At 71.7% G+C, this 1,987-nt stretch carries 3 protein-coding genes; 2 read left to right on the forward strand and 1 reads right to left on the reverse strand.

Annotated features, from left to right (window positions below; all coding sequences use genetic code 11):
- A partial coding sequence (locus tag PLP61_RS16740; RefSeq protein WP_324503921.1) for a C40 family peptidase occupies positions 1-440 on the forward strand: 440 nt, incomplete at its 5' end.
- A gap of 62 nt (positions 441-502) precedes the next feature.
- Positions 503-1,255, forward strand: coding sequence for a hypothetical protein (locus PLP61_RS16745; RefSeq protein ID WP_324503923.1), 753 nt, complete (start codon positions 503-505; stop codon positions 1,253-1,255).
- Positions 1,256-1,273: 18 nt separating this feature from the next.
- Here PLP61_RS16745 and PLP61_RS16750 read toward each other — a convergent pair whose 3' ends face one another.
- Complete coding sequence (locus PLP61_RS16750; RefSeq protein ID WP_324503925.1) at positions 1,274-1,774, reverse strand: inorganic diphosphatase; 501 nt, start codon at positions 1,772-1,774, stop codon at positions 1,274-1,276.
- Positions 1,775-1,987: the final 213 nt, after the last annotated feature.

Below are 1,987 nucleotides of genomic sequence, written 5' to 3' on the forward strand. Positions count from 1 at the left end.
GCCCCGCACCCGACCCGGGCCCGTCGCCGGAGCCGACCCCGGAGCCTGCCCCCGCGCCGGCCCCACCGCCGCCCGCGTCCGGCGCACCTGCGGCGATCGCCTTCGCCAAGGCCCAGCTGGGTGAGCCGTACCGCTGGGGCGCTGCCGGCCCCGACGCCTGGGACTGCTCCGGCCTGACCATGCGTGCGTGGGCCGCCGGGGGAAGGTCGCTGCCCCACTACTCGGTGGCGCAGTACCAGCAGTCCACCCCGATCAGCGTCTCGGCGCTGCGCCCCGGAGACCTGGTGTTCTGGGGCTCGTCCAGCAGCCCGTCCTCGATCTACCACGTCGCGCTCTACCTCGGGGACGGGCAGATCATCCACGCCCCCCGCACCGGCCGGCCGGTGAGCCAGGAGTCGATGTACTACTGGATCCCACCCACCTTCTTCGCCCGTCCCTGAGTCCGGCCCCGACCCCGGGTGCGATGATGCAAGAGACGCCCAGGAGAGGGAGAGGGAGAGGGATGAAGACGACCAAGGGAGCCGTGGCGCTGGTGACCGCGCTGATCATGATCGGCGCGGCCGGGTGCGGTGGTGGCGGGGACTCGGAGGAGTCGAAGAGCGACGCCTCGCCGTCGGCTGCCGGGGCCGACGCCGACTTCGTCGCGATGTCGCCGGAGGAGATCAAGGCGGAGGTCGTCGCCGACATGAAGGCCCTGGAGTCCATGTCGATGTCGGCCAGCTTCACCAGCGACGGGCAGGACGTCGGGTTCGACCTGGCGCTCGACACCGACGGCACCTGCGTCGGCACGATGACCGTGGGCACGGGGAGCGCGCAGATCCTCAGCGTCAACGGCGCCTCCTACCTCAAGGGCGACGAGGCGTTCTGGGACGCCAGCGCGGGCGCGGGCCAGGGCAAGCAGATGCAGGAGATGCTCGGCGACCGCTGGGCCAAGCTGCCCGCGGGCCAGGGCGGGTTCGAGAGCTTCTGCGACCTCGACAGCCTGCTGGCCGACTTCGGCACCGAGGACGACGGCAGCACCACGGTCACCAAGGGCGACGAGGGCGAGGTCGACGGACAGCCGGCGCTCCAGCTGGTCACCGACGAGGACGGCGGTTCCACCACGGTCTGGGTCGCCACCAGCGGTGAGGACCACTACATCCTGAGCATCGAGCGCAGCGGTGAGCAGTCCGGCTCGATCACCCTCACCGACTTCAACGAGCCGGTCGAGGCGACCGAGCCGTCCGACGCGGAGGTCATGGACCTGAGCAGCTGAGGGCGGCCCGGGCCGGCGTCAGTGCTCGGGTTCCTCGACCGCCTTCGCGCGCTCGAAGGAGGCGAGCACCTCCGCCTCGGCCGCGTCGCGGCCGACCCACTCGGCGCCCTCGACCGACTTCCCCGGCTCCAGGTCCTTGTACACCTCGAAGAAGTGCTGGATCTCCAGCCGGTCGAACTTCGGCAGGTGGTTGATGTCGCGCAGGTGCTCCAGGCGCGGGTCGGTGACGGGGACGCACAGCACCTTGTCGTCGCCGCCCGCCTCGTCGGTCATCCGGAACATCCCGATGGCCCGGCACCGGATCAGGCAGCCGGGGAACGTCGGCTCGCCGAGCAGCAGGACCAGCGCGTCCAGAGGGTCCCCGTCGAGGCCGAGCGTCCCCTCGACGTAGCCGTAGTCGGCGGGGTACTGCGTCGAGGTGAAGAGGGTCCGGTCCAGCCGCATCCGGCCGGTCTCGTGGTCCACTTCGTACTTGTTGCGGCTCCCCTTGGGGATCTCCACCAGTACGTCGAACTCCAGCACTCGTCTGCCTCCGCTCCTGCCGTCGCGCCCCGTCGTGGGGCACGTTGACCCAGTCTCCCGCACAATGGACCCGAACGTGGAGTCGAGGGGGGTGTCGGGTGGCCGGACGTCCGCGGCGCCACCGCCGGTGGCTCCTCCTGGCGGTGGCGCTGGTGGCGGCGGTGGCGGCCGCGCTGCTGGTGTGGCGCCCCGCACCCGTGCGCGAGCTCG

Source organism: Nocardioides sp., from assembly GCF_035429765.1.
Taxonomy (GTDB): domain Bacteria; phylum Actinomycetota; class Actinomycetes; order Propionibacteriales; family Nocardioidaceae; genus Nocardioides.

Excerpts from the sequence above, each read along its gene's own strand:
- PLP61_RS16745 (WP_324503923.1), top strand. The coding sequence starts at position 503 with ATGAAGACGACCAAGGGAGCCGTGGCGCTGGTGACCGCGCTGATCATG.